The sequence below is a fragment of the Streptomyces sp. NPDC087300 genome (assembly GCF_044744425.1).
GTDB lineage: Bacteria > Actinomycetota > Actinomycetes > Streptomycetales > Streptomycetaceae > Streptomyces.
Genome location: NZ_JBIUYI010000002.1, coordinates 57,087 through 84,081, shown reverse-complemented (window position 1 = coordinate 84,081; position 26,995 = coordinate 57,087). Strand labels below are relative to the sequence as shown.

Annotated in this window: 18 protein-coding genes; 6 read left to right on the top strand and 12 right to left on the bottom strand. The window is 72.5% G+C overall.

Going from position 1 to position 26,995, the window contains the following annotated elements; translation table 11 throughout:
* Positions 1-15: 15 nt before the first annotated feature.
* Positions 16-1,602 carry a bifunctional phosphoribosylaminoimidazolecarboxamide formyltransferase/IMP cyclohydrolase gene (gene purH / locus ACIO9J_RS05945; RefSeq protein ID WP_401993250.1) on the bottom strand — a complete coding sequence of 529 codons (1,587 nt, stop codon included), beginning with the start codon at positions 1,600-1,602 and terminating at the stop codon, positions 16-18.
* Complete coding sequence (purN, locus tag ACIO9J_RS05940) at positions 1,599-2,237, bottom strand: phosphoribosylglycinamide formyltransferase (protein WP_401993247.1); 639 nt, start codon at positions 2,235-2,237, stop codon at positions 1,599-1,601. The genes purH and purN overlap by 4 nt, the downstream gene beginning before the upstream one ends.
* 251 nt (positions 2,238-2,488) lie before the next feature.
* Between purN and ACIO9J_RS05935 the strand changes: the two genes are divergently transcribed.
* Entirely contained in the window at positions 2,489-3,265 is a 777-nt protein-coding gene (locus ACIO9J_RS05935; protein ID WP_401993245.1) for a hypothetical protein, read from the top strand.
* Between the two features lie 114 nt (positions 3,266-3,379).
* Here ACIO9J_RS05935 and ACIO9J_RS05930 read toward each other — a convergent pair whose 3' ends face one another.
* A complete protein-coding gene (locus ACIO9J_RS05930) occupies positions 3,380-5,203 on the bottom strand; it encodes a DUF6350 family protein (RefSeq protein WP_401993243.1) in 1,824 nt (607 codons plus the stop codon).
* A gap of 149 nt (positions 5,204-5,352) precedes the next feature.
* On the opposite strand from ACIO9J_RS05930, the gene ACIO9J_RS05925 reads away from it, so the two are divergent.
* Positions 5,353-6,843, top strand: a complete 1,491-nt coding sequence (locus tag ACIO9J_RS05925) for a helix-turn-helix domain-containing protein (protein ID WP_401993240.1) — start codon at positions 5,353-5,355, stop codon at positions 6,841-6,843.
* A gap of 127 nt (positions 6,844-6,970) precedes the next feature.
* On the opposite strand, the gene sucD is transcribed toward ACIO9J_RS05925, so the two are convergent.
* The 7 genes from sucD to ACIO9J_RS05890 form a co-directional block, all read right to left on the bottom strand.
* Complete coding sequence (gene sucD / locus ACIO9J_RS05920) at positions 6,971-7,855, bottom strand: succinate--CoA ligase subunit alpha (protein ID WP_359331074.1); 885 nt, start codon at positions 7,853-7,855, stop codon at positions 6,971-6,973.
* Between the two features lie 45 nt (positions 7,856-7,900).
* Positions 7,901-9,079 (bottom strand): ADP-forming succinate--CoA ligase subunit beta, encoded by a 1,179-nt coding sequence (sucC, locus tag ACIO9J_RS05915; protein ID WP_401993237.1) that lies wholly within the window; start codon positions 9,077-9,079, stop codon positions 7,901-7,903.
* Between the two features lie 323 nt (positions 9,080-9,402).
* On the bottom strand, positions 9,403-10,317 hold the full coding sequence (locus tag ACIO9J_RS05910) for a hypothetical protein (protein ID WP_401993234.1): 915 nt from the start codon (positions 10,315-10,317) through the stop codon (positions 9,403-9,405).
* A 126-nt stretch (positions 10,318-10,443) separates the two neighbouring features.
* On the bottom strand, positions 10,444-11,319 hold the full coding sequence (locus ACIO9J_RS05905; protein WP_401993232.1) for a hypothetical protein: 876 nt from the start codon (positions 11,317-11,319) through the stop codon (positions 10,444-10,446).
* Positions 11,320-11,554: 235 nt separating this feature from the next.
* Positions 11,555-12,724, bottom strand: coding sequence for a VWA domain-containing protein (locus ACIO9J_RS05900; RefSeq protein WP_401993229.1), 1,170 nt, complete (start codon positions 12,722-12,724; stop codon positions 11,555-11,557).
* A 306-nt stretch (positions 12,725-13,030) separates the two neighbouring features.
* Positions 13,031-15,589, bottom strand: a complete 2,559-nt coding sequence (locus ACIO9J_RS05895; RefSeq protein WP_401993227.1) for a DUF5682 family protein — start codon at positions 15,587-15,589, stop codon at positions 13,031-13,033.
* A complete protein-coding gene (locus ACIO9J_RS05890; protein ID WP_401993224.1) occupies positions 15,586-16,764 on the bottom strand; it encodes an AAA family ATPase in 1,179 nt (392 codons plus the stop codon). Before ACIO9J_RS05890 ends, ACIO9J_RS05895 begins: the two co-directional genes overlap by 4 nt.
* A gap of 153 nt (positions 16,765-16,917) precedes the next feature.
* Between ACIO9J_RS05890 and ACIO9J_RS05885 the strand changes: the two genes are divergently transcribed.
* Entirely contained in the window at positions 16,918-18,273 is a 1,356-nt protein-coding gene (locus tag ACIO9J_RS05885; RefSeq protein ID WP_401993221.1) for an SWIM zinc finger family protein, read from the top strand.
* A 17-nt stretch (positions 18,274-18,290) separates the two neighbouring features.
* Positions 18,291-19,877, top strand: a complete 1,587-nt coding sequence (locus tag ACIO9J_RS05880) for a DUF5691 domain-containing protein (protein WP_401993218.1) — start codon at positions 18,291-18,293, stop codon at positions 19,875-19,877.
* Positions 19,878-20,416: 539 nt separating this feature from the next.
* On the opposite strand, the gene ACIO9J_RS05875 is transcribed toward ACIO9J_RS05880, so the two are convergent.
* Complete coding sequence (locus ACIO9J_RS05875) at positions 20,417-20,833, bottom strand: cobalamin B12-binding domain-containing protein (protein ID WP_401993215.1); 417 nt, start codon at positions 20,831-20,833, stop codon at positions 20,417-20,419.
* 451 nt (positions 20,834-21,284) lie between these two features.
* On the opposite strand from ACIO9J_RS05875, the gene ACIO9J_RS05870 reads away from it, so the two are divergent.
* Positions 21,285-22,268 carry a lipase family alpha/beta hydrolase gene (locus ACIO9J_RS05870; RefSeq protein ID WP_401993212.1) on the top strand — a complete coding sequence of 328 codons (984 nt, stop codon included), beginning with the start codon at positions 21,285-21,287 and terminating at the stop codon, positions 22,266-22,268.
* A 207-nt stretch (positions 22,269-22,475) separates the two neighbouring features.
* Complete coding sequence (locus tag ACIO9J_RS05865) at positions 22,476-24,041, top strand: M23 family metallopeptidase (RefSeq protein ID WP_401993209.1); 1,566 nt, start codon at positions 22,476-22,478, stop codon at positions 24,039-24,041.
* Positions 24,042-24,148: 107 nt separating this feature from the next.
* On the opposite strand, the gene ACIO9J_RS05860 is transcribed toward ACIO9J_RS05865, so the two are convergent.
* A complete protein-coding gene (locus ACIO9J_RS05860) occupies positions 24,149-26,707 on the bottom strand; it encodes an ATP-dependent DNA helicase (protein ID WP_401993206.1) in 2,559 nt (852 codons plus the stop codon).
* Positions 26,708-26,995: the final 288 nt, after the last annotated feature.

Sequence of the window (26,995 nt, the reverse complement as noted above, 5' to 3'; positions counted from 1 at the left end):
GGCTACGGCTACGGCTCAGTGGAAGAAGTGCCGCGTCCCGGTGAAGTACATCGTGACGCCCGCCTTCTTCGCGGCCTCCACGACCAGCTCGTCGCGGACCGAACCGCCCGGCTGGACCACGGCCTTGACGCCCGCGGCGGTCAGGATCTCCAGGCCGTCGGGGAAGGGGAAGAACGCGTCGGACGCGGCGTAGGCGCCACGGGCCCGCTCCTCGCCCGCGCGCTCGACCGCGAGCTTCGCGGAGTCGACGCGGTTGACCTGGCCCATGCCGACGCCGACCGATGCGCCGTCCTTGGCGAGCAGGATCGCGTTGGACTTGACCGCGCGGGACGCCTTCCAGGCGAAGGCCAGCTCGGCGAGTTCGCCCGCGTTGAGCGCGTCGCCCGTGGCGAGCGTCCAGTTGGCGGGGCTGTCGCCGTCGGCCTGGAGCCGGTCGGTGACCTGGAGCAGCGCGCCGCCGTCGATCTGCTTGACCTCGACGGCGTTGGACGGCGCCCGGTGGGCGCGCAGCACGCGGATGTTCTTCTTCTTGGTGAGGACTTCGAGGGCGCCGTCCTCGTACTCCGGCGCGACGATGACCTCGGTGAAGATCTCGGCGACCTGCTCCGCCATCTCCTTGGAGACGGGGCGGTTCACGGCGATCACGCCGCCGAACGCGGACAGCGGGTCACAGGCGTGCGCCTTGCGGTGCGCCTCCGCGACGTTCGCGCCGATCGCGATGCCGCACGGGTTGGCGTGCTTGATGATCGCGACGCAGGGCTCGTCGTGGTCGTACGCGGCACGGCGCGCGGCGTCCGTGTCCGTGAAGTTGTTGTACGACATCTCCTTGCCGTGCAGCTGCTCGGCCTCGGCGAGACCGCCGGTGCCGTCGACGTAGAGGGCCGCCCCCTGGTGGGGGTTCTCGCCGTAGCGGAGGACGTTCTTGCGCTCGTACGTGGCGCCGAGGAAGCCGGGGTGGCCGGAGTCGTCCGCCGCCGCGTAGTCATCGGCGAACCAGGACGCCACCGCCACGTCGTACGCCGCCGTGTGCTGGAACGCTTCTCCCGCGAGCCGCTTGCGCGCGGTCAGGTCGAAGCCGCCCGCCTTGACGGCCGCGAGCACGTCGGCGTAGCGCTTCGGGTCGGTGACGACCGCGACCGAGGGGTGGTTCTTGGCGGCGGCGCGGACCATCGAGGGGCCGCCGATGTCGATCTGCTCGACGCACTCGTCCGGAGTGGCGCCCGAGGCGACGGTCTCCTTGAAGGGGTACAGGTTCACGACCACGAGCTGGAAGGGCTCGACGCCGAGCTCGGCGAGCTGGCGGCGGTGGTCCTCCAGGCGCAGGTCGGCGAGGATGCCCGCGTGGACCTTCGGGTGCAGGGTCTTGACCCGGCCGTCCAGGCACTCGGGGAACCCGGTGAGCTCCTCGACCTTGGTGACCGGCACCCCGGCGGCGGCGATCCGTCCGGCGGTCGAGCCGGTGGAGACGAGCTCGACGCCCGCCTCGTGCAGCCCGCGCGCGAGCTCTTCCAGGCCGGTTTTGTCGTAGACGCTGACGAGCGCGCGCTTGATGGGGCGCTGCGCGGCGTTCGCGTCGGCAGCGTTCGTAGCTTCGGCGGTCACGGGATAAGAACCTTTCGTCCCTCAATGCGGTAGCCGTGCCGGGCCAGACGCCCCACGACATCGACGAGCAGCGTGCGCTCGACTTCCTTGATGCGCTCGTGCAGAGCGCTCTCGTCGTCCTCGTCCCGGACCTCGACCACGCCCTGGGCGATGATCGGGCCGGTGTCGACGCCGTCGTCGACGAAGTGGACGGTGCAGCCGGTGACCTTCACGCCGTACGCGAGCGCGTCGCGCGCGCCGTGGGCCCCCGGAAAACTGGGCAGCAACGCGGGGTGCGTGTTCACGAACCGCCCGCCGAAGCGCGCGAGGAACGCCTTCCCCACGATCTTCATGAACCCGGCGGAGACCACCAGGTCCGGCTCGTGCGCGGCCGTCGCCTCGGCGAGCGCCGCGTCCCAGGCCTCGCGGGTGTCGTGGTCCTTCACCCGGCAGACGAACGTCGGGATCCCGGCGCGCTCGGCGCGCTCCAGGCCCGCGATGCCCTCCCGGTCGGCGCCGACGGCGACGATCTCGGCTCCGTAGGCCCCGGCACCCTCGGCCTCGATGGTGTCCAGCAGGGCCTGCAGATTCGTGCCCGACCCGGACACCAGTACGACGAGGCGCTCGGGACGCGCGACCACAGCGCTCTTGGCCACAGCGGGGCCCTTTCTCGGGAGGTGCGTCTTTGTATGGTCGTACGAAGGCTTCGAGCCCCGCGATACGGGGAACTCTACGAAGCGGCCGACCGCCAGCAACGATACCGGCACACGGAACCGCCCCTCACGGGACGGTGGCGCGAGGGGAAGGTAGCGTCTGACGGAAAGGCGCCTGAATACCGACGAATGCCGAGTTGCCGAACCGCGCCACGGTTCCGGCACGGCCCAACCAAGGGGAAGACGCACACCTGATGCCGGACCGTAGCCGCCCTTCGTCTCCACCGCAGGACTCCGATTCCCAGGGACCGGAGTCCCGGGGCTCGGGCTCGCAGGGAACGGGCAAGGACGACGACAACCCCTTCGCGCCGCCGCCGGAGGGGACGCCGGACCGGCCCTGGCAGCCGCGCCGCCCCTCGGGCGACTCCTCCGAGGACGGCGAGGGCTCGGGCTCGCCCTGGGGCAGCCAGTGGAGCGACCGGCAGCCGGGGCGCTCCCCCGGCGGCTTCGGCGACCGCCCCGGCCAGCAGCAGAACGGCCCCGGCCAGGAGGGCCCTTCGGGCTCCTCCGGCGGCGGAATGCGCTGGGACCCCACCGACCCGGCCCAGCGCCGCGCGCGCTACGCCCTGCTCTCCGGCATGTGGGCCTTCTTCTTCGCGCTCTTCGGCTGGCGGTACGTCGCGCTGCTGCTCGGCGCGCTCGCGCTGATGTGGGCGATCCAGTCGCTGCGCGCGAAGAAGCGCGCCGCCGACCCGACGGCCGCGGTGGCCGGGGCGGCCGCGGGCCGCGACGGCGCACCGCAGGCCGACCAGGCCCCGACCAGCACGCGGCCGCAGACGACGGCGGCGATCAGCGGCCTGGTGACGGGTGCGCTCGCGCTGGCCATGGTGGCGGCGACGTTCACGGCGCAGCTGGTGTACCGGGACTACTACACGTGCGTGGACGACGCGCTGACCAGCGCGTCGAAGCAGTCCTGCGAAGACCTCCTCCCCAAGCCGCTGCGCCCGCTCCTGGGCGAACAGGACGACTGACCCTCACCCTCCGCGAGACTGCCTGGGCCCGCTCTTCCCGTACGGGGGGGGCGGGCCCTTCGCGATTCACACCGCTCCCGGAACGGCCTCGCCGCCGAGGGCGCCCACCCGCGCCTAGTCGGCGTCCGGCCCCCGCTCCCCCTCCGCCGACGGCCTCGCCACGGGTGGCCACTGCACCTCCGGTGTCGGCTCCCTCTCCGCCACCGGTCGCCCCGTCTCCCACGGCCGTTCCGCCACCGGCAGCCACTCGACCTCCGATGGCTGGCCCGGCTCCACGGAGTGCTGTGTCCCCGGGGGGACCCCCGGCCGTACCGGCTCCGTCTGCGAGGACCGCTCGCCGGCCTCCTTCAGTGCCTGCCAGCGTGCCTCCCTTCGGGAGTCGTCGTGCCAGGCGGGGGCCGGGGTGCCGAAGTCGTACGGTTCGAAGTCGGCCGGGTCCGGTGCCGTGGGTTCCGTGGTCGGCGGGACGGCCGGGGTGCGGGCGGGCCAGGGGAGCCGGACCTTCGGGACGCGCACCCGGCCGCGTACCCGGGGCATCGGCACCCGCACCCGGGGAAGTCGCGGCCGCAGGGACGGCAGCCCGATGCGCGGAAGCCACCCGCGGCGCGGCCCTGGCTCCCGGGGCGCGGCCGGTTCCCGCAGCCGCCACGCGCGCAGCGCCAGCGCTCCCGGCACCCCGACCACCGCCGCCCACCCCAGTGCCACGGGCCCCGTCTGCCACCAGACCGGACCGAAGTCGGCGAGCACCGCCACACCCATCGGCCCGCCCGCGAGCGCGGTGAGCACCGCCGTCGCCGCCCCGCACACCGCCGCTGCCGCCGCCGCGCCCGCGGCGGTCCTGCCCCGCGACCACGCCTCGGCCCGTTCGCCGGAGGCGGGCGCGGCCGCCCGCACCGTGCACCACGCGACCGTGACCCCCGCGGCGACAGGCACCGCCGCCGCGGCCCACGTCAGCGGCGATCCAGGCCCCTCCGGCGGCACCGCGGCGAGCAGCGGGAACGGCGGGAGCAGCGGCCCCGCGCCCACCGCCAGCGGACCCGCCACCGTGCCCGTGCCGAGCGCGAAACCGGGGCCGAGCCCGTAGGCGGCGCCCCACACCGCCGCGTTCGGCACCAGCGCGAGCGAGAGCAGAAGCACCGCGAACCGCCCCGACCACACGTCGGTGACCTGCGCGAACGACTCCTGCGTCGGCCCCGCGTGCACCACCAGGGACACCGCGACGAGCAGCGCACCGCCGCCGACGAGCACCAGCGTCGCCGCCACCCCGGCCCGCGCCAGGGCCAGCGCCCGCCTGCGCACGAAGAAGCCGCGCACGAAGAGCGCCCGCGCCCCGCCGGGCAGCGCGGTCAGCACGCGCCGCAGCGCCACCGGCAGCGGACCGCGCGGACGGCCGTGCGCCGTCCACACCCCGAACCCGGCGGCGACCACCGCGAGCAACGGCAGGTGCACGGCGGCGCTGCCCCAGGACGCGCGCAGCTCACCGCCCGCCGCGTAGAGCGTCGCGGCCGCGCCGACCAGCAGATATCCGGCGACCACCCCGCACCAGGCCGTGCGCACCGGGTGCCCGCGCCCCTCGGGCGCCGCCGCGTCCCTGGCCGCCCGGTGCACGAGCCAGCCCGGCAGGACGACCAGCAGCAGCGGCGTGACGCCGACCGGCGCGGGCACCCCGGAGAGCGTGTCCGTCCTGATCAGCTCGGTGCCGTGGGCGAGCAGCCAGAGCCCCGCCGCCACGTGCAGCGCGCCACCGGGTCCGCTGTCCGGGTACGGCGAGCTGATCCACAACACCATCACGAGGACGGCGGACGAGCCGAGCCCGAGCCCCGCGGCGACGGCCCCGCCGAGGACACAGGTGGCAAGGCCGGGCGAACGGTCGTCGGCTCGTTCGGCCGACGTCTTCACGGGCGGCGACGAGGCGCTGAGGTCGGTCGTTCGGTTCACCCGGCCATGCTCCCAACGACACGCGCTTTCTTCCCGTAACAGGCGAATACCGGATGTGTCGCTCAAGATACGTTTATGTACTTTTTCGTACGGCGGAACGGCTGCGCCCGGCCGTCCGCCGCACGTCGGCCCACCGTGCGGAGAGTCCGATGACCCAGAGCCCTGCCACGCCTCTGCCGTCCCCCAAGGAACGACGCAGGCTGCGCGAGGCGAAGTCGCTGAGCCAGGCCGATGTCGCCACCAAGGTGGGCGTCACCCGGGAGACCGTGCGCTCGTGGGAGACGGGCCGCACCAGCCCCCGGGGCCGCAAGCGCGAGGCGTACGCGAAGCTGCTGAACGCGATCGCGGAGGAGACGTCCGCGCAGCGCTCCCCGCAGCCTCCGCCCCAGCCGGCCAAGTCGACCCAGTCCGCCCAGTCCGCCCAGTCCGCCCAACAGTCCCCGCGGCCCACCGCGCAGCCGTCCGACCGGCCCTTCGCCAAGCCGTACGCGAAGCCGTCCGCGCGGCCGCCGGTAGGCCGGACGGCCGATCCCGGCCCCTCGTCCGAGCCTCCCGCGCCACCGGCCCCCGCGCGCAACGGCACCGCCGCCCCGCACCACGGGACCGCCCGTCCAGGCCCTGTGAAGATCGCCGCCCTCCTCTCCGGAGACCGCGGCAGATCACGGACGCGGCCCGAGCCCGCCGCCAAGCGGGCGGCGAAGCCGGGGCCCGCCCCGCGCGGCACCCGCAAGGTCCCGCACCGCGGCCCCGTCCCCGTCGGCGCCGCCGCGACGGCCCACGCGAACGGCCACACCCGCCGGACGGCCCCCGCCTCACCGGCGGCAGAGTCCTCCCGAGAGCCCGACCTCACCCCCGCACAGGCCTTCGACGCGCTCTGCGCCCACTGCGCCCCCGGCCTCGTACGCCAGACGTACCTGCTCACCGGGCGCAGGATCCTCGCCCAGGAGTCGGTGGAGCGGGCCTTCCAACTGGCCTGGCAGCGCTGGCCCGAGGTGGCCGTCGACCGTGACCCGGCGGGCTGGGTGCGCGCGGCGGCGTACGAGTACGCGATGTCGCCCTGGCACCGCTTCCGGCCCAGCCAGCGCCACCCCGACGCACCACCCGCCGCGCCCGCGGACCGCGCCTTCCTCGACGTACTCCTCAGCCTGCCGCCCGCGCAGCGCCGCACCCTGCTGCTCTACGACGGCGTCGGCCTCGGCCTGCCCGAGACCGCGGCGGAGACGGAGGCGAGCACGCCCGCCGCGGCCAACCGGCTGCTGCACGCGCGCGAGGCGGTCGCCGAGCGGCTGCCCGACCTGGCCGCGCCCGAGGCACTCCACCGGCGCCTCGGCGAACTGGGCGGCGCGGAGAAGCTGGGGACGCCGAAGGCCGAATGGATCCGCACCGGCAGCGAGCACCGCGCCCGCTTCTGGACCCGCGCGGCGATCGCCTTCACGGCCCTGATCATCGGCGCGACGGCCCTCACCCTGAAAACGGCCCCCACGCACTACGAGCCCCCGCAGTCCCCCGGCAAGGCGATCAGCGGAGTACCGCCCCGGATGGGCCCCGGCCCGCTCTCGTACGAAGACACGGAACTCCGCAAGAAGCTCCGCACGGCCATGCACAGCGGCCCGGAACGCATGCTCCCGCAGCCGGAGTAGTCACACGGGGGGAGCGCCCCGTCAGGGGCGCGGGGAACTGCGCGGCCAGCCCGTACGCACCCGAAAACGAAAGCGGGCCCGCACCCTCAAAAGAGGTGCGGGCCCGCTTTCACCTGCTAAGGCACCCTCAGCCGGCGAGGATCGCGCGAGCAAGCTTGGCGGTCTCCGTCGGCGTCTTGCCGACCTTGACGCCGGCGGCCTCAAGGGCCTCCTTCTTGGCCTGCGCCGTGCCGGAGGAGCCGGAGACGATGGCGCCGGCGTGGCCCATGGTCTTGCCCTCGGGCGCGGTGAAGCCGGCGACGTAGCCGACGACCGGCTTCGTCACGTTGGCCTTGATGTAGTCCGCCGCGCGCTCCTCGGCGTCGCCGCCGATCTCGCCGATCATGACGATCAGATCGGTCTCGGGGTCGGCCTCGAACGCCTCCAGGGCGTCGATGTGCGTCGTACCGATGACCGGGTCGCCACCGATGCCGACGGCCGACGAGAAGCCGATGTCACGGAGCTCGTACATCATCTGGTACGTCAGCGTGCCGGACTTCGAGACCAGGCCGATGCGGCCCGGCTTCGTGATGTCGCCCGGGATGATGCCGGCGTTCGACTGGCCCGGGGTGATGAGACCGGGGCAGTTCGGGCCGATGATGCGGGTCTTGTTGCCCTTCGACTTCGCGTACGCCCAGAAGGCGGCGGAGTCGTGGACGGCGATGCCCTCGGTGATGACGACGGCGAGGGGGATCTCGGCGTCGATCGCCTCGACGACGGCGGCCTTGGAGAAGGCCGGCGGCACGAAGAGGACGGACACGTTGGCGCCCGTCTTCTCCATGGCCTCCTTGACCGTGCCGAAGACCGGGACCTCGGTGCCGTCGAAGTCGACGGACGTGCCGGCCTTGCGCGGGTTCACGCCGCCGACGATGTTGGTGCCGTCACCCAGCATGAGCTTGGTGTGCTTCATGCCCGTGGCACCGGTCATGCCCTGGACGATGACCTTGCTGTCCTTGTTGAGGAAGATAGCCATGGCTGTTCTGTACCTAGTCCCTTGTCGTGTCGGAGACGCGCAATGTCACCGTGCGGCCGCGAGCTCGGCGGCCTTGTCGGCCGCGCCGTCCATGGTGTCCACGCGCTGCACGAGCGGGTGGTTGGCGTCGCTCAGGATCTTGCGACCCAGCTCCGCGTTGTTGCCGTCGAGGCGCACGACCAGCGGCTTCTCGACCTTCTCGCCCTTCGAGGCGAGCAGCTCCAGGGCCTGCACGATGCCGTTGGCGACCTCGTCGCACGCGGTGATGCCACCGAAGACGTTGACGAAGACGGACTTGACGTCCGAGTCGCCGAGGATGATCTCCAGGCCGTTCGCCATGACCTCGGCGGAGGCGCCGCCACCGATGTCGAGGAAGTTGGCGGGCTTCACGCCACCGTGGTTCTCACCGGCGTACGCGACGACGTCCAGGGTCGACATGACCAGACCGGCACCGTTACCGATGATGCCGACCTCGCCGTCGAGCTTGACGTAGTTGAGGTTCTTGGCCTTGGCAGCAGCCTCGAGCGGGTTGGCTGCGTCCTTGTCCTCGAGGGCCTCGTGGTCCGCCTGGCGGAAGTCGGCGTTCTCGTCGAGCGAGACCTTGCCGTCCAGCGCCAGGATGCGGCCGTCCTTGGTCTTCACCAGGGGGTTGACCTCGACGAGGAGCGCGTCCTCGGCGACGAAGGTGTCCCACAGGGTCACCATGGCCTCGGCGACACCCTCGGCCACGTCGGCCGGGAACTTCGCCTGGGCCACGATCTCGCGGGCCTTCTCGATGTCGACGCCCTCGACGGCGTTGACCGGGACCTTCGCGAGGGCCTCGGGGGTCTTCTCCGCGACCTCCTCGATGTCCATGCCGCCCTGCACCGACGCCATGGCCAGGAAGGTGCGGTTGGTGCGGTCGAGGAGGTACGAGACGTAGTACTCCGCCTCGATCTCCGGGGACAGCTCGGCGATCATCACCTTGTGGACCGTGTGGCCCTTGATGTCCATGCCGAGGATGTCCGTCGCGCGAGCGACGGCCTCGTCCGGGTTCGCCGCCAGCTTCACGCCGCCGGCCTTGCCGCGGCCACCGACCTTCACCTGTGCCTTGACGACCGACTTGCCGCCAAGGCGATCGGTGGCCTCGCGCGCCGCCTCAGGCGTGTCGATGACTTCACCGGCCAGCACCGGTACACCGTGCTTGGCGAAGAGGTCCCTCGCCTGGTACTCGAACAGGTCCACGCGCGTCCGTCCCTTTTCCGTGATCTCGCTGCGATCTCGCTGCTTTGGTGTCAGCTGTCTGCGTGGGCGTGCCGCGGAGGGCAACGTGACTGCGCTGTCACAAGGGAGGCGTAGGACGGAGTCCGGTACGCGGCATGTCCGTCTCGCAGGTTATCGCCGTGGGACGTAGGTCCCTAAATCGCAGATCACATTTGGGCGGTGATGACTGTCACAGATCACCGGCTCGATGGGCCGCGGGCGGCCCCCGCTGCGTCGGAGGCCGCCCGTTTGCTCCCGTTGCCGCTGTTACTTCCCGCGATTACTTCCGCGCTTGCTTCCCGCGGTCAGGCGGTGTGCACGTAACCCGGGATGACGTCGCCCGTCACGCCCCGCACACCGCCGACGGCGTTGCCCGCGAGGGCCCCCGCGTCGGGGGCGGCGGTACGGGTGACGTCCTGCGCGAAGGGCCCCACCTGCCCGGTGACGCCGCCCGCGAACGGCTGGACCTGGCTCGTGACCCCGCCCGCGAAGGGCTGGACCTCACCGACGACGCCGCCCGCGAAGGGCTGCACGTCGCCGACCACACCCTGCGCCAGGTACGACACGTCACCCACGGCCTGCTCCGCGACCGGCACGACACCGTCGACGGCACTCGCGGCGACGGGCGGCAGCACGGACGCGGCGGTCTGGCCGACGACCGGGGTCGCGGTGGTGGCCGCCGCGGTGGTGGCGGTGTCGGTGGCGGTCCGCACGTGCTCCGGGGCCTGGGCGAGCGAGCCGTCCAGGTCGGGGGCGAAGGCGGAGAGGGGGCCGAAGAGGTAGTCGATGTCGTCGACGGAGCCGATCCCCTCCGGGGCGGGGAGCTTGTCGCCGACGGCGTCCGGGGTGACGGCGCCGGTGTCACCCGTGTCGACCGTGTCACCCATGTCACCCGTGTCGAGGGACTTCGCCTTCGCGGCCGCACCGGTCGCGGACTTCTTGACCTGGTCCACGCCCGAGCCGTCGGTCACCTCGGCGACCTTGCCCTTGACGCCCGCAACCTTCTTGACGTCGGTGACCTTCTCGACGTCGGCGCCCTTCTTGACGTCCTTCACGTCCGGGACGTCGCCCTTGACGTCCTGGACCACGTCGGACGCCTGGTCCGGCACCGCGACGGAGTGCTGCGGCAGCTCGTCCGCGCTGGCGACTGCGGAACCGAGCGCCCACGCACCGGTGACACCGGCGGCTATGACGATGGAACGGCGGATGTTCTTGTTCATGCTTGCGTCAGATCCTTCGAATTCGTACTGGCTGTGGCTCCGGTACCGAGTCCTCATGGACCGGGACCGGCGGGCAGACCTGTTCCGCCCCCGCGCGCGGCAGGTCATCGCGGGGAGAGGGCTGCCCTAGCCAGGGAATTCGGGAATGTCCCGCTGTCTGTCGCGGATCGCCGCGGAGCCCCCGGACAGGCCGGGACCGACGAGGAGATCGACCGGCGCGCGCCCGTCGAGCACGGCGGCGTACAGATCGGCGTGCCGCGAGGCGCCACCGTCCCCGGCGGTCGCCTTGCCGAGGGACCCACCGGGATCAACAGGTCCGGGCAGAGGCGCACGCCCGGTACCGCTGCCGTACTCGCCTGCGGTCGTGCCGCGATCGGCGTCGGCGCCACTGTGCCAACTCCCGCCTCCGTACGAGGGATACGAGGAGTGCGACGTGTCGGCCCACGGCCCAGTGGGGGCGTCCGAAGGCTGCTTCCGTATGTGCGCGGCCTCGGCGTCAGGCGCGTGCTCGACGCCACCGTCAGAGCCACGGTCACGGCTATCGCGATGGCCACGGCCCTCGCCGCGACCGTCACCCGAACCCGGCCGTGACCGCTCGGGCAGCAGCTCCCGAGGAGAAGGCGCCGCACGCAACGCACCGGTCACCCGATGCACGGTCTCGCCCACGGGCCGCACCACAGGCTCCACACCCGGCTCGGCGACGTGCCGCACCGCGCGAGCGACAGGCTCAGCACCCGGCTCGACAGCCCGCCGCACGGAGGCGGCCTCCTTGACCGGCTGAGCCTGCGTCACTGTCTTCTCTAGCGTCACCGGCTTGGCCTGCGTCACCGGCTTGGCCTGCCTGAGCGGCTGGACCTGCCCCATCCCGGCACCGTCGCCCGGCACCAGCCCGTCGGCCGCCTGCGCCCGCTCCCCGAAGAGGAACCCGAGCACCAGCAACGCCCCGAGCAACAGCACCACTTGCAGCCCGCGCCGCCGGGCGACCGCACGTGCGACGCGCACGGCGGCACCGTTCGGCGCGGCTGCGAAAGCGGAAGTCACTGCGGGAGAAGTCCTCTACAAAGGAGGGGCGGGAGGAGAACTGGGAGAACAGATGTCCACGTCATGGCGGCCACAGGCCCACAGGCCCGCACGCACGCAGGGCGGCCAGGCGGAACCTCTCGCTCCGCGGGTACGGCGCGACGATCCTCGCACGGGACGCCCGCGGTAGCGCAAGCCCCCTGTTACCGATGCGTACTCATGTCCGGTTCCCAACAGTCGTGTCCGGTATGGGAAGTGGGCGCCTTTCGATCGCCGCCGCCATCACGTCCGGGAAGAGGTCGGGTGTGCAGGCGAAAGCCGGTGCGTCGAGCGCGGCCAACGCCGCCGCGTGCTCGCGGTCGTACGCCGGTGTCCCCTCGTCGGAGAGCGCCAGCAGCGTCACGAACTGCACCCCGGACGCCTTCATCGCCGCGACCCGCTTCAGCATCTCGTCGCGTATGCCCCCTTCGTAGAGGTCGCTGATCAGGACGACGACCGTGTCGGCGGGCCGGGTGATCTGCGACTGGCAGTACGCGAGCGCCCTGTTGATGTCGGTCCCACCGCCCAACTGGGTGCCGAACAGGACGTCCACGGGGTCGTCGAGCTGCTCGGTCAGGTCCACCACGTTCGTGTCGAAGACGACGAGCCGGGTGTTGAGCGACCGCATGGAACCGAGCACGGCGCCGAACACCGACGCGTACACGACGGACGCGGCCATCGACCCCGACTGGTCGATGCAGAGGATGACCTCCTTCTTCACCGACTGGGAAGCCCGCCCGTACCCGATGAGGCGCTCGGGGACGATCGTCCCGTGCTCCGGCAGGTAGTTCTTGAGGTTGGCCGCGATGGTGCGGTTCCAGTCGATGTCGTGGTGGCGGGGCCTGCTGATCCGGGCGCTGCGGTCTAGCGCGCCGGTGAGCGTGGAGCGGGTCCGCGTCGCGAGCCGCTTCTCCAACTCCTCGACGACCTTGCGCACGACGGCCCGCGCGGTCTCCTTGGTGGTCTCGGGCATCGCCTTGTTGAGCGAGAGCAGCGTGCCCACCAGGTGGACGTCCGCTTCGACGGCCTCCAGCATCTCGGGCTCCAGGAGCAGCGTGGAGAGGCCGAGCCTGTCGATGGCGTCGCGCTGCATGACCTGGACGACGGACGAGGGGAAGTACGTCCGGATGTCCCCGAGCCAGCGCGCCACGGACGGCGCGGACCCCCCGAGACCCGCCGAACGCTCCCGTCCCCGGGCGTCCTTGGCGTCCCCGCCCCCGTACAACGCGGTGAGCGCCCCGTCCATCGCCGCGTCCCGCCCGGCTAGCCCACATCCGGTGCCGTCCGCGTCACCGCCCCCAAGCACGAGCCGCCACCGCCGCAGCCGCTCATCCGCAATCCCACTCATCGCCCCACCCCCGCAAGCTCGTTGCGCCCGCCCGCTCTGACACCGCTAGCTTTGGCACCGCCCGCACCGGTGCCGTCCGCGCCGCCCCCGAGCACGCGGCGCCACCCCCGCAGCCACTCGTCCGCCGCCCCACTCATCGACCCACCCCCGCAAGATCGTTGCGCCCGTCCACTCCGGTGCCACTTGCGCCGGCGCCGCCGGCTCTGGCCCCACCGACTTGGGCACTGCCCGCACCGGTGCCGTTCGCGTCACCACCCCGGGGCACGAGACGCCACCGCCACAGCCGCTCATCCGGAATCCCGCTCATCAGCCCACCCCCGCAAGATCGTTGTGCCCGTCCACCCCGACGCCACCAGCGCCGTCCGCTCTGGTGCCCTCCTCACCGGTGCCGTCCGAACCGGCGCCGTCCGCGCCGACACGGGGCGTTCGGCCACCGCCCGCACCGACCCCAGCCCCAGCCTCGCCCTCGAACCCGACCCCCACCCCCAGCAACAGCTCGACAACCCCCAGCACGGCATCCGCCCGCGCGACGTCGAGTTCCTCGTCGAACCCGGGAATCCCTCCTGCCCCCGTGGCCACCGCGCCGGCTCCCCCGCCGGGTCCGCGCCGCACCAGCTCCCCCAGCGTCCGCCGCACCCCCGACTCGTACGCCGAGAACGTGCGCCGCAGCAGCGGCAGTACGTCGGTGAACGCCTCTCCGGAGACTCCGCTCAGCCAGTCGTCGACCAGGCCGAGCAGCCGCTCGTCGTGCACGAGCAGCATCCCGCCGCCGGACGCGCCCCCGACGAACCCCTCGATCCAGGCGGCGCCCTCTGCGGGCTCGCTCCCCCGGGAGAGCGCGAGCCCCATGAGCCGGGCGACGTCCTCGTCCCCCAACTCCCCGCCGTCCAGGAGCAACCGCACACACCGCCCCCGTACGACTCCGGCGACGGCCTCCCGCCGCGCGAGCGCCCGCAGGACGGAGTACCACCGGACACGAACGTCCGCAGCACCCCCCGAGGCCGAAGGAGACGGAGACGGAGACGGCGACGGCGACGGCGCCAACTCGCCCAACAGCCCCACCGCCTGATGCACCGCGTCGACATGCCCCCGCATGGCAAGCGCCGCATCCGCGTCGAGCCCCGCGCACGCGGGCGGCAACCCCACGAAGACCCGCTCGGCGAGGCCGAGCGCCACCTCGCCGAGGGCTTCCGTGTCGGTGCCCCGCACGTCCCCGTACCGCAGCGAACGCACCAGCGCGGGCAGCGCCTGCGCGAGATGGCCGACGTCCGTGTCCAGCGCCGCCCGGTCCGCGAGCACCCGCATCACCACGGGCAGCGCGTCCGGGAGTCCGGCGAGCAGGCACCGCTCCGCGAGCGCGGTGACATCGGCGAGCGCGACCGCCTCGACCGCGTCGGCCGACGCCCTGCCGGTGGCCGCGCCGAGCACCGTGGTCCCCCACACCCCCGCCTCCGCGACCCGCACGGACAGCTCCGGCTCCCAGCGCAGCCGCCAGGTCTCCCGGAACGTGCCCGTGCTCCCCCGGGACGCCGCCGGGTCGCCCCAGCCGATGCCGAGCAACCGGAGCCGGTGCAGCAGCGTGCTGCGCGCGGCGTCGGTCTCCTTGCGCAGGTCGAGCTCCAACTGCCGCTCCATCGCCTCCGGTTTGAGCCGCAGCCTGCGCTGGATACGGGTGAGGTCGCGCTGCAACGGCACCGCGGGCGCCGCGTCGGGCACCTCCCCCAGAACGTCCCCGACGACGAGCCTGTCGTGCACGAGCCCGAGCGGCACGTCCGAGCCCTCGCACATCACCGCCCGCACGGCGTCGGTGGCCTCGGTGAGCCCGGCGAGCGGCCGCCCGCGCATCGCGGCGAGCGTGTCGGCGAGCCGTACCGCCTCGATCACGTGCGCGGACGACACCGGGCTGTCCTCGGCGCGCAGCAGCCCCGCGACCTTCGTCATCCAGCGCTCGACGGGCCGGTCGGGGGCGCCGAACAGATGGCCGTACCACCCGGGCGAGGTGATGCCCGCGCCGTATCCACTGGTGCGGGAGAGCCGGCGGTGCGTCCAGGGCACCCACGTCATCTCCGCCTTCACCTTGGGCAGCCCCTTGAGCAGCGCCCGGTCGGCGGCCACCGCGACCTTCTGCCGCAGCGCGGGAACGTGCCAGGCGCCGCACACCACGGCAACACCCCCAGCCCCGAACTCCTTCTGCGCGGCGCGCACTTGAAGTCGCATGTACGCCTCGCGCACCGCGTCGCGCGCGTGCCCGCCGTCCCCGCACTCCTCACGCAGCGCCGTCATGGCATCGCCCAGCGCCTCGAACGGCGCGAACGCGTCGCCGCCCGGCCCCCGGTGCTCGACGACGTCCTCCCACCAGCGCTCGGGATCGTCGTACCCGGCGGTCTCGGCGAGAACGGCGATGGGATCGATCCGCACATCCCCCGGCCCCTCCCCCGCGGCCTCTCCTCCCGCCTCCGGAGCCTGCTCTCCCTCTCCCGCTCCCGTTCCCGCTCCCTCGCCCTCTCCCTGCGGCGCGCTGTCGTCCTCGGCGCGCAGGGCGAGCGAGTGCGCCGCGGGCAGGTCGATGAAGCGCACCGGCACGCCCTGCCCGAGGGCCCACCGGATGGCCACCCACTCCGGAGAGAACTCCGCGAGCGGCCAGAACGCCGAGCGGCCCGGCTCGTCCACCACGTGCGCGAGCAGCGCGACGGGCGGCCGCATGCCCTCGTCGGCGGCGAGCTCCACCAGGGCGTCGGCCTCGGGCGGCCCCTCCACGAGGACGACCTGGGGACGCGCCTCGTCGAGGGCGGCCCGCACGGCCCGCGCGGAGCCGGGGCCGTGATGCCGCACGCCGAGCAGCAGCGGCTCCGACGCCGTCGTCATGCGCTCACCTCACGGCAGGCGCGGTAGAAGTCCTTCCATCCGTCGCGCTCACGCACGACCGCTTCGAGGTACTCCTGCCAGATCACGCGGTCGGCCGCCGGGTCGCGCACGACGGCGCCGAGGATGCCCGCCGCGACGTCACCGGGGCGCAGCACCCCGTCCCCGAAGTGGGCGGCGAGCGCCAGGCCGTTGGTGACGACGGAGATCGCCTCGGCGGTCGACAGCGTGCCGCTGGGCGACTTCACCTTGGTACGTCCATCGGTCGTGACGCCGTCGCGCAGCTCGCGGAAGACGGTGACGACGCGCCGTATCTCGTCGAACCCCTCGGGCCCGGTGGGCAGTTCGAGCGAGCGGCCCAGCTGGTCGACGCGGCGCGCGACGATGTCGACCTCGGCGTCGGCGCTCGCCGGCAGGGGCAGGACGACGGTGTTGAAGCGGCGGCGCAGCGCGCTCGACAGGTCGTTGACGCCGCGGTCCCTGTCGTTGGCGGTGGCGATGAGGTTGAAGCCGCGCACGGCCTGTACTTCCTGGCCGAGCTCCGGGATCGGCAGGGTCTTCTCCGACAGGATCGTGATCAGCGTGTCCTGCACGTCGGCGGGGATGCGGGTCAGCTCCTCGACCCGCGCCGTCATGCCCTCGGACATCGCGCGCATGACGGGGCTGGGCACGAGCGCGTCACGGCTCGGCCCGTGCGCGAGCAACTGCGCGTAGTTCCAGCCGTACCGGATGGCTTCCTCGGGGGTGCCCGCCGTGCCCTGCACGAGCAGCGTCGAGTCCCCGCTGACCGCGGCGGCCAGATGCTCGGACACCCAGGTCTTGGCGGTGCCGGGGACGCCGAGCAGGAGCAGGGCGCGGTCGGTGGCGAGCGTGGTGACGGCGACCTCGACGATGCGTCGCGGCCCCACGTACTTCGGCGTGATCACGGTCCCGTCGGGCAGCGTGCCGCCGAGCAGATACGTCGCCACGGCCCACGGCGAGAGCTTCCAACGGGCGGGCCTGGGCCGATCGTCCTGCGCGCCGAGCGCGGCCAGCTCGTCGGCGAAGGCATGCTCCGCGTGCGCCCGCAGGACCTCCGCGCCGCTCGCGGAACCGGTGCCGGAGCCTGTCGCGGAATCGGTTGCGGACGCGGGTCCGTTCGCGGTCGCGGACGTCGTCGGGTCGACGGAAACGGTCATGGAGCGATCCCCCTCCAACTCGTCCGGGCGCATCTGGCCCGGATGTGTCTCCACCGTGCACCACGCCACTGACAATCGACCCGCGCAAGCCTCTGACCTGCATGGATGGTCACCACTCGACCGATTGTCAGTGGCGGCGCCTACCTTCGAGACATGACTCAGCAGGGGGTGCGCTGGACGGTGGATCAGGTGCTGGCACTGGCTCCTGATGCCCCGTCACGAAAGGCGGGCAGCAAACTCGGCGCTGCCGGCCCATGGTCGGAGGCGGGCAGTTCTGGCGAGGGGACGGTGTGGGGACTGTGCAAGGGCAGTGGCAGCAAGCCGTATCAGACGGTCGTCGACATCACGGGCACGGGCGACGCGGCGGGCCCGGCGTACAAATGCAGTTGTCCGAGCCGCAAGTTCCCGTGCAAGCACGCGCTCGGGCTGCTGCTGGTCTGGGCGGGCCAGGACGGCACCGTGCCGGAGGGCGAGCCTCCGCCCTGGGCGGAGGAATGGCTGGCGGCACGACGTAAGAGAACGAAGGAGAAGCGGAGTTCGCCCGCGCAGGCCGCCCCGGCCGACCCCGAAGCGGCGCACCGCCGCGCGGAGAAGCGGGCCGAGCGGATCACGGCGGGCGTGACGGAGCTGGAGCAGCGCCTGTCGGACCTGCTGCGCGGCGGCACGGCGGCGGCCGAGCAGACGGGGTACGGGCTGTGGGAGGAGACGGCCGCCCGGATGGTCGACGCGCAGGCTCCTGGACTGGCCGCGCGCGTACGCGAGTTGGGGGCGATCCCCTCGTCGGGTCCTGGCTGGCCGGTCCGTCTCCTGGAGGAGTGCGCGCTGCTGCACCTCCTCGACCAGGGTTGGCTGCACCGCGAGGAGCTGCCGGCCGAGCTGGCCGCGACGGTCCGTTCCCGCGTCGGCCTGCCCGCCCAGCCGCATGACCCGCCGCTGCGGGACCACTGGCTGGTCCTCGCGCAGTACGACACGGCGGACAGCAAACTGACCACGCGCCGCATATGGATGTACGGCGCGGACTCCGGCCGCACGGCACTGCTCCTCTCCTACGGGGCGGCGGGCCGGGCCCCGGCCCTCACTCTGCCGGTCGGCCTGGCGTTCGACGCCGAGCTGTCGCGCTACCCGGGCGCGGGCCAGCTCCGGGCGGACCTAGGCGAGCAGTTCACCGCCCCGGCCCCCACGCCACTGCGCCCGCCTGGCGTCCGCGTGTCCGAGGCGACGGCCCACTACGGAAAAGCGCTGCGGAAGGACCCCTGGCTGGAGTCACACCCCGTGACACTGTCCGGAGTCATCCCGACCAAGCCCCAGGACACCTGGCAACTGACCGACCCGGAAGAGAACTTGGCGCTCCCCATCTCCCCGTCGGCGGCGTCCCGACCGGGCCTGTGGCGCCTGGTCGCCCTGTCCGGCGGCACACCGCTCACGGTGTTCGGGGAGTGCGGCCACCGCGGCTTCACGCCGTTGGCTGCCTGGCCGAAGGACGCGGAAGGACCGGTCCCGCTGTGCTGACACCTCAGGAGGCAAGGATGCCCGCGCTCACGCCCTGGGAGGAGCTCGTCACCACGGCCCTCCTCGGCACGGACCGCCGCGCGCTCGCCGCCCCGGGCAAGGAGGCGCCTCTCGCCCTCCTCGACGCGGCGGCGGCACAGACCGTACGGCGCAGGGCGGGCCTGCGCCCCGCCCCGGCGGCCACACCGCCCGAGCCCGCGGCGGACGACCCCAGGCCGCCGCTGCCCACTGCGGCCAGGCAGCGGCTCGCGACCCTGCTCACCGACCAGCCGGGCACCGGCGGCAGCGGCAGACGGGGCGCGGCACCGGACCTGATGGAACTCCTGCCCCAGTGGCTCGCCCTGGCGAACGCGCGGGGCTACGGGGCACCGCCCGAGCTGCTGCCCGCCCTACTCAACGCGGCACGCGGCCGCACGGACCTGCGCCCCCAGGCCCTCACCTTCGCGGGCCCCCGGGCCCTGTGGCTGGCCCGCCTCAACCCGGACTGGAAGTTCGCGCTGCGCTCGACCCCCGGCGGGGGCATATCCCTCCCGCCCCCGGAGGACACCGGACAGATCCATACCCTCTGGCAGGAGGGCCTGTTCGCGGAACGGGTGGCCCTGCTCACCGCACTCCGCGAGCACGACTCCGGAGCGGCCCGCGCCCTGCTCTCCTCCACCTGGCGGACGGAGCGCGCCGAGGACCGCCTGATGTTCCTCGACACCCTACGCACGGGCCTCTCCGCGGCGGACGAGCCCTTCCTGGAGGAGGCCCTCACCGACCGCAGCCGCAACGTCCGCGCCACGGCTGCCGAACTCCTCTCCGCGCTCCCCGGTTCGGCCCTGGCGGCGCGGATGGCGGCCCGAGCGGCCTCCTGCGTGGCGGTGGACCACGTGGCGAGCACGCAGACGCTCACGGTGGAGGCCCCGCACGAGTGCGACGCGGCGATGGAACGGGACGGCGTGACGCCCAAGCCCCCCACGGGCCGGGGCGAACGCTCCTGGTGGCTGGGCCAGTTGGTGGACTCGACCCCACTCGACATCTGGCCCGGCCGCCTCGGCCACCGCACGCCCACCGAGATAGTGGCGCTCCCGGTGGCCGACGACTGGCGCGACGAACTGCACGCGGCCTGGTGCAGAGCGGCCGTACGGCAACGGGACGCGGCCTGGTCCAGAGCGCTGCTCGGCACGCCCGCGTCCCCCGACGCCGGGGGCCCCGGCGCGGTCTCCCTGGCCGAGCGCGCCAAGCTCCTGGCGTCCCTGCCCGCACGGGAGCGCGCGGACTGGGTGGCCGGCTTCATCGACGCCCACGGCCTGTCGGAGGCCTTCCAGCTCCTGGGGGTCTGCACGGTCCCCTGGTCGGAACCCCTGGGCCGCGCGGTGGTGGACTCCTTGAACATCGCCCGGGACGCGGGCAGTTACCCCTGGAGCTTCAGCGGAGTGATGGGCCTGGCGGAACGCTGCCTGGACCCCGCGGAGGCGGTCCGCCTGGAGGCACTCACGGCCATCCCCGACGAACGCGAAGACGCGTCTCCCGGCGCGGGCAGCTACTGGTCGGAAGCGTTCCAGCGCCTGGTGACCACGCTCCGCCTACGATCCGCGATCACCACGGAACTCTCGCCCTGACGCGATGGGGCGGGTGGGGGAGGCGGTGGGCCTCCTTTGTCCCGCTCGGTGGTCGTGCGCCTTGGGTGCGGTTGTGGGGCGGGGCCGCGCCGGTATGTCCGTCCTCGCTATCCCGGTGAACCGCCACGTCCCCTCAGGAGCACTCGCGGCTGCAGGCCGGTGGGGCACCGGGTGAACTGGGGCATCGGCGCAGTCCGGGGTGTACGGAAAAGCACCCCGCACCGGGGCACGGCCACAGGACCGGCCCGACCTACCGCCACGTCCTCTCCGGTCACGCTGTCCGGACGTGTGTGGGGCAGCCCCCACCGGGGCGCGGCCGCGGAACCGGCCCGAGGGGACGTGGGGGTATGTGCGCACGGAGCACAAGTGGCCACCAAGGCAAGGAAGCAAGCCCGACCAACTCCCGCCCCGGGATAGCGAGTACGTACATACCCCCACGGCCCCGCCCCACAGACGAACCCCGCGCACCAGCCCACCCGGACCCGCAGACGATCCCCGCCCCGGCCCGCGCCAGCGCCCGCGCCCAGCGACCCGCCCAGCTACGCCCCCGCAGGCTGCCGCACGTTGGCCCGAACCCACTCCACGATCGACGTGGTGGTGGCCCCCGGCGTAAAGATCTCCGCGACGCCCTTCTCCTTCAGCGGCGCGATGTCCGCCTCCGGGATGATCCCGCCCCCGAACACCTTGATGTCCTCCGCGTCCCGCTCCTTGAGCAGCTCGATGACGCGCGCGAACAACGTGTTGTGCGCCCCGGAGAGGATGGAGAGCCCGATCGCGTCGGCGTCCTCCTGGATCGCGGTGTCCACCACCTGCTCGGGCGTCTGGTGCAGCCCGGTGTAGATGACCTCCATACCGGCGTCCCGCAGCGCCCGCGCGATCACCTTGGCCCCACGATCGTGCCCGTCGAGCCCCGGCTTGGCGACCACAACGCGGATCGGACCGGCTGCCACACCCATCACTGCCTCCATGTACCAAGTACCGAGTACCGATACCGATATCCCTGCACCGATATCCACCTGCCCAAGCACGGCAAGTGAACGAACGTTATCTCCAGGATCGCGCACCCGGCAGTTTCACGGTGGAGAGCGAGGGGGAAATCACACGGTGGGACACGTTCGCTGCGCGCCACTCCGGCCCCAGGGGGCTCACGCTCCGCATCCGGACCGGACCAGGCGCGAGGGGAGCCGCAACGAGATCGCCGGACCACCACGCCGGCAGCCGCCCGGCGTGGTGGTGCGGTGCATCGGCGATGCACGGGGGCAAGGAGCGCACTGTCAGGGTGCGCGGCACGCCGCCGCACGGGGGCCACGGAGAAGACCTCCGCACAGCCGACTCCTCGCCCACGACTCCCCCTAGGGCACACGGGGGACAGAGCCGTCCTTCCGCGCGCCAAACGGGAGGTCGACGATGCCGGTCACAGGGGCCCACCCCTTTCGCCAACTGAGCGCACTCAACCCGCTCAGCACACTCAGCTCACTCCACACGCTCAACCCACTCCACACACTGCGCCCACTCCGCCAGCTCGGCACGCTGCTGCCGAAACTGCCACCGCTCCAAACCGCCCCCCTCTTCTCCCTCCTCTCCAGGACCAAAACCGCAGGCATCTCCCTGACCCTGCTCAAGGCATCCGCCCTGGAGCTGACGATCCTCGCGGGCCACCTGCTCCTCTATCCCTCGGGCATCGCGCAGGAACGCAGGCCGGCCCCGCTCCAGCCGCCCCCGGACGCCCCGCGCCTCCCCCCGGACGCCAGGCCCCCGGTCCTCCTCCTGCACGGCTTCATCGACAACCGTTCCGTCTTCGTACTGCTGCGTCGCGCCCTGGCCCAACACGGCGGACGCCGTGTGGAGTCGCTCAACTACTCGCCGCTCACCTGCGACGTCCCCGCCGCCGCCGAGTTACTGGGCCGGCACATAGCGGAACTCTGTGAGCGCACGGGTCACACCAGGGTCGACGTCGTGGGGCACAGCCTCGGCGGCCTGATCGCCCGCTACTACGCGCAGCGCCTCGGCGGCGACGTACGCGTACGCACCCTCGTCACCCTCGGCACCCCGCACGCGGGCACCCGGGTCGCGCCGCTCGCGGACGCGCATCCGATCGTGCGGCAGATGCGCCCGGGATCCGCGGTGATCGAGGAGCTGAAGGAACCGGCGCCGGGCTGCCGCACGCACTTCGTGAGTTTCTGGAGCGATCTCGACCAGCTGATGGACCCACTGGAGACGGCCTGCGTCGACCACCCCGACCTGACCGCGCAGAACGTACGCGTCACCGGCATCGGACACCTGGCGCTCCCGGTGCACCCCGCGGTCGCGAACGGCATCATCCAGGCGCTGGACCTGGCGCACCCGGGCACGGACGCCAAGGGCGCACCCGGCGGCCTGACGGTCGCCTGACCCCGAAGCCGTCGGCCACCGAAACACCGCCCAGACCTCGAACGGGCTTCGAACGCAAGGCCAAAGCTGTGCCCGGGGACCGCCGAAAGACGGCCGAATGCCCGTTTCCTGAGACAACGAAACCTGCCGAAGATTGTCGCGCCCGTATACCGCCGGGTACAGTCGCCGCACTGCTCTGCCCCTGCTGCCGAGGCGAAAGAGAAGTTGGTGAACGACCGTCACCCGTCGGGGAGCTCGACTCCCCAGCCCTCGGCACCCGGCGCCGACTACGCGCACTACGCGACGTACGATCAGCACGATGCCGCCCCCCAGGGGTATGACGCCTACTCCACCGGCAGCTTCAGCACCGGGAGTTTCGACACCGGAGGCTTCGCCGCCGACCCGCTCTTCGGGGACATGAACGGCGGCCAGAGCGCGTACGACACGGGCCAGTGGGCGACCACCACGGGCACCCAGCAGACGCTGAACTACGACGCGTACGCGGCGCAGCACCACGCGGCCGCCTACGACACCGGCAGCTACGACACCACCGGGATGTGGGCGACGGGCGGCTATCAGCAGCTCGCCGACATCCCCGCGCAGCCGGGCCCCGACACCTCGGGCCAGTGGGACGCCACCGCCTGGAACCAGGCACCGGCGACCGGCCAGTGGGACACGCAGGCCTTCGACCACACGCAGGTCTTCGATACGCAGACCTTCGAGACGGGTGCGTACGACGCGACCGCGTGGAACTCGGCGGGCCAGCCCCACGAGTCCCCCGCCTCCCACGCGCACCCCGCCCCGCACGAGCCGACGTCGTACGAGCCCACCGACGCCTACGAGTCGACGGGTTCCTACGAACTCACCGACCCGTACGACCTGACGAGCGGCGGGCCCGAATCCGCGTACGAGGCCGACAGCCCCTACGGGACCGAGGCCGCGTACGAGGCGGAGGCGGCGTACGAAGCCGGGATCGCCGACTACCCGGACGACGAGCCGATCGCGGAGGACCGGAGCGCGGGTGCCGAGCCCCGCGGCGGTCGCGGCGCGGGCCGTTCGAGGACCCGCCGCCGCAGCCCCGCCAAGCGCTCCGCGCTCTTCACCGTCGCCGTGCCGTCGGCCTGCGTGATGGGTGTCGCGGGTGTCGCCGCGGCGTCCGTGGGCAACTTCGGCGGCGACGAGAGCAAGGACACGACGGCGTCCGCCCCGGACCCCACGTCCGTGAAGCCGTCCGCCGCCAACAACAAGCTCGACACCCAGCTGGCGAACCTCTCCGCCGACGCGGGCGACTTCGCGGACCGCGCGAGCCGTACGCAGGAACGCATCGACCTCAAGGCCCAGAAGGCGGCCGCGGAGAAGAAGGCGGCCGCGGAGGCCGCGCGCAAGGAGCGGCTGCGCCCCAAGTTCGCGCTGCCGGTGAAGCAGCACGGCCTGAGCGCGTACTACGGCCAGGCGGGCGTCAACTGGATGTCCGCGCACTCCGGCATCGACTTCCCCGTGTCGTACGGCACGGAGGTGCTCGCCGCGACCGACGGCACCGTGTCCACGAAGTGGAACAGCGCCTACGGCAACATGGCGATCGTGACCGCCAAGGACGGCACGGAGACGTGGTACTGCCACCTCTCCACGCACAAGGTCTCCAGCGGCCCCGTGAAGGCGGGCGACCCCATCGCCTTCTCCGGCAACTCGGGCAACTCCACCGGACCGCACCTGCACTTCGAGGTGCGTCCCGGCGGCGGCTCCGCGATCGACCCGCTGCCGTGGCTGCGCAGCCACGGCCTCGACCCGACGTAACGAACGCCGTCGCCCGCGGCGACGCGGCGAACTCCTCGGCCCTGCCCACGACGTGAAACCAAGCCGTCGTCCCGCGGGGCCGCACCCCGCGGGATCTCAGCCGGCTCCTACAGCTTCTCCACCGGCGCGTACCGCAGCAGCAGCCGCTTCGGCTTGGGCTCGCCGAAGTCCACCGTCGCCTCCGCGTTCGCACCCGATCCCTTGACGCCGACCACGGTCCCGAGGCCGAACTGGTCGTGCGTGACCCGGTCGCCGACCGCGAGCGAGACCACCGGCTTCTCCGTGGCCCGGCGCGTGGCAAAGCCCTGCGCGCCCCCGGACCGCGACCGCGACGAGGACAGCGACGAGGCGATGCCGCCCGCCGGACCCGACGAGACCGGAGCGCCGACGGAGCCCGTCCGCTTCCAGTCCAGATGGGCGTCCGGAATCTCCTCCAGGAAGCGCGAAGGCGGGTTGTACGAGGGCTGGCCCCAGGCGCTGCGCATCGAGGACCGCGTCAGGTAGAGCCGCTCACGCGCGCGCGTGATGCCCACGTACGCCAGGCGCCGCTCCTCCTCCAGCTCCTTGACCTGCCCGAGGGAGCGCATGTGCGGGAAGACGCCGTCCTCCATGCCGGTCAGGAACACCACGGGGAATTCGAGGCCCTTGGCGGTGTGCAGCGTCATCAGGGTGATGACTCCGGAGCCGTCGTCCTCCTCGTCGGGGATCTGATCGGAGTCGGCGACAAGGGCGACGCGCTCCAGGAAGTCGGAGAGCGAGCCGGGGGGAGGCCCACCCGCCGCGTCCTCCGCGTCCGCAGCGACTTCCGCCGCCTCGGCACCTTCCGTGCCCCCGGCGCCTTCCGCGGACTCGGCACCCTCCGCGCCCTCGGCCGCCGCACCGTTCTCCTGCTCGAACTCCAGCGCGACGGCGGCGAGTTCCTGGAGGTTCTCGATGCGCGTCTCGTCCTGCGGGTCGGTGGACGCCTGCAACTCGGCCAGATAGCCGGTCCGTTCGAGCACGGCCTCCAGGACGACCGCAGGGCCCGCGCCGGACTCGACGATGGTCCGCAGCTCCTCCATCAGCGTGTTGAAACGCCGGACGGCATTGGTCGAGCGGGCCGCCATCCCGTACGCCTCGTCGACGCGGCGCAGCGCCTGCGGGAAGGAGATCTTCTCGCGCTGCGACAGCGCGTCGATCATCGCCTCCGCGCGGTCGCCGATGCCCCGCTTGGGGACGTTGAGGATGCGCCGCAGCGGCACCGCGTCCTCGGGGTTGGCGAGCACGCGCAGGTAGGCGAGGACGTCCCTGACCTCCTTGCGCTCGTAGAAGCGCACGCCGCCGACGACCTTGTAGGGCAGGCCGACGCGGATGAAGATCTCTTCGAAGACACGGGACTGGGCGTTCGTGCGGTAGAAGATCGCGACGTCGCCGGCCTTCGCGTCGCCCGCGTCGGTGAGGCGGTCGATCTCGTCGGCGACGAACTGCGCCTCGTCGTGCTCGGTGTCCGCGACGTATCCCGTGATGCGCGCGCCCGCACCCTGGTTGGTCCACAGGTTCTTCGGGCGACGGCTCTCGTTCCGCTCGATGACCGCGTTCGCCGCCGTCAGGATCGTCTGCGTGGAGCGGTAGTTCTGCTCCAGGAGGATCGTCGTCGCGTCCGTGTAGTCCTCCTCGAACTGGAGGATGTTGCGGATGGTGGCGCCGCGGAAGGCGTAGATCGACTGGTCCGCGTCACCCACCACGCAGAGCTCGCCGGGGTCGTCGCCCTCGCCTCCGGAGGGGCCGACCAGCTCGCGCACCAGGGCGTACTGCGCGTGGTTGGTGTCCTGGTACTCGTCGACCATGACGTGCCGGAAGCGGCGCCTGTAGTGCTCGGCGACGTCGGGGAAGGCGCGCAGGAGGTGGACCGTCGTCATGATCAGGTCGTCGAAGTCCATCGCGTTCGCCTCGCGGAGGCGCGACTGGTACATCGCGTAGGCCTGGGCGAGGGTCTTCTCGAAGCCGTCGGCGGCCTGGCCCGCGAAGTCTTCCTCGTCGATCAGCTCGTTCTTCAGGTTGGAGATCTTGGCGCTGAAGGACTTCGGCGGGAACTTCTTCGGGTCGAGGTCCAGATCGCGGCAGACCAGGGCCATCAGGCGCTTGGAGTCCGCGGCGTCGTAGATCGAGAAGGAGGACGTGAAGCCCAGCTTCTTGTACTCGCGGCGCAGGATGCGGACGCAGGCGCTGTGGAAGGTCGACACCCACATCGCGTTCGCCCGCGGGCCGACGAGCTGCTCGACGCGCTCCTTCATCTCGCCCGCGGCCTTGTTCGTGAAGGTGATCGCGAGGATCTGGCCGGGGTGCACACCGCGCTCGGCGAGGAGGTACGCGATGCGGTGGGTCAGCACGCGGGTCTTGCCGGAACCGGCGCCGGCCACGATGAGCAGCGGGGAGTCCGCGTGCACGACGGCCGCGCGCTGGTTCTCGTTGAGCCCGTCGAGAAGCGCCGCCGGGTCGATGACCGGGCGCGGGGCACCGCCGCGATAGTGCGCGTCCCTGCTCAGGGGCGCGTCGAACTTCCCGTCGAACAGATCATCCGGAATGGGCTCCGGAGTGTTGTCCTCGGGCGGCGGCGGGGGCTCTTCGTCCGCGGCCCGGGAGGGCTGCAGGTCCGCCAGGAAGCTGTCATCAAAGAGGCTGCTCATCGCCTCCCGAGTCTAGGCGGCCCCACTGACAACCCGCCCCGGGTTCCGGCCACCTTCCCCGGCCGAAGGCCCTCCTGCCCCCTGCTGACGGGGATCCCGCCCCTCGGTGACGGCGGGACCACCTCTGGCATCGGCTCGCGAACGCCCTCCGAAGACGGCCCACCGGTCCCTCCCGGTCACGGCCCGCCCGTGGACGATCACATTCCGCCACCGCGCGACATACCCTCATCGGGCGATTCGAAAAGTCACGAAAATGTATCGGGCATATCGAACATCAACCTTCACACG

What these genes read in the sequence shown, in the direction of transcription:
- ACIO9J_RS05935 (WP_401993245.1), top strand. Translation starts at nt 2,489, where the DNA reads ATGCCGGACCGTAGCCGCCCTTCGTCTCCACCGCAGGACTCCGATTCC.
- ACIO9J_RS05925 (WP_401993240.1), top strand. Translation starts at nt 5,353, where the DNA reads ATGACCCAGAGCCCTGCCACGCCTCTGCCGTCCCCCAAGGAACGACGC.
- sucD (WP_359331074.1), bottom strand. Translation starts at nt 7,855, where the DNA reads ATGGCTATCTTCCTCAACAAGGACAGCAAGGTCATCGTCCAGGGCATG.
- ACIO9J_RS05910 (WP_401993234.1), bottom strand. Translation starts at nt 10,317, where the DNA reads ATGAACAAGAACATCCGCCGTTCCATCGTCATAGCCGCCGGTGTCACC.
- ACIO9J_RS05900 (WP_401993229.1), bottom strand. Translation starts at nt 12,724, where the DNA reads ATGAGTGGGATTGCGGATGAGCGGCTGCGGCGGTGGCGGCTCGTGCTT.
- ACIO9J_RS05895 (WP_401993227.1), bottom strand. Translation starts at nt 15,589, where the DNA reads ATGACGACGGCGTCGGAGCCGCTGCTGCTCGGCGTGCGGCATCACGGC.
- ACIO9J_RS05890 (WP_401993224.1), bottom strand. Translation starts at nt 16,764, where the DNA reads ATGACCGTTTCCGTCGACCCGACGACGTCCGCGACCGCGAACGGACCC.
- ACIO9J_RS05885 (WP_401993221.1), top strand. Translation starts at nt 16,918, where the DNA reads ATGACTCAGCAGGGGGTGCGCTGGACGGTGGATCAGGTGCTGGCACTG.
- ACIO9J_RS05880 (WP_401993218.1), top strand. Translation starts at nt 18,291, where the DNA reads ATGCCCGCGCTCACGCCCTGGGAGGAGCTCGTCACCACGGCCCTCCTC.
- ACIO9J_RS05875 (WP_401993215.1), bottom strand. Translation starts at nt 20,833, where the DNA reads ATGGGTGTGGCAGCCGGTCCGATCCGCGTTGTGGTCGCCAAGCCGGGG.
- ACIO9J_RS05870 (WP_401993212.1), top strand. Translation starts at nt 21,285, where the DNA reads ATGCCGGTCACAGGGGCCCACCCCTTTCGCCAACTGAGCGCACTCAAC.
- ACIO9J_RS05860 (WP_401993206.1), bottom strand. Translation starts at nt 26,707, where the DNA reads ATGAGCAGCCTCTTTGATGACAGCTTCCTGGCGGACCTGCAGCCCTCC.